Raw genomic sequence first — 380 nt, 5'->3', positions numbered from 1 at the left:
GTGACGTCTTCGTTTTCGGGACCCTGATCCTGTTCCTTGTGTTCAAGCCGACCGGCCTTCTTGGACGCTCTGTCGTGGAGCGGGTGTGATGATCGACGAAGTCAGAACCATGCCGACCGCCGTGCAACCGCAATTGATGCGCTGGTCCGTCGTGCTGCCCGGCCTGACGGCACTCGCCGTCGCGCTGGTGTTGCCGCAATTCGCCAACGGCTATGTGACGGAGGTGGCAACCACGGCGCTGCTCTATGTCGTTCTGTGCCTCGGCCTCAACATTGTCGTCGGCTATGCAGGCCTGCTCGACCTCGGCTACGCCGCCTTCTTCGCAGTCGGCGCGTACACGTCAGGCATCCTGACCGCCGAATTCGGGTTCAATTTCTGGC

Annotated in this window: 1 pseudogene; it reads left to right on the top strand. The window is 61.8% G+C overall.

The window, feature by feature from the left end:
- Positions 1-88 precede the first annotated feature (88 nt).
- Positions 89-380 (top strand): annotated as a pseudogene (locus EOC94_RS33920) (branched-chain amino acid ABC transporter permease); the annotation flags it as partial.

It is taken from the genome of Mesorhizobium sp. M6A.T.Ce.TU.016.01.1.1 (genome assembly GCF_003997065.1).
Taxonomy (GTDB): domain Bacteria; phylum Pseudomonadota; class Alphaproteobacteria; order Rhizobiales; family Rhizobiaceae; genus Mesorhizobium; species Mesorhizobium mediterraneum.
The sequence above is the reverse complement of the archived record's forward strand: the minus strand, read 5'-3'. Positions and strand labels throughout refer to the sequence as shown.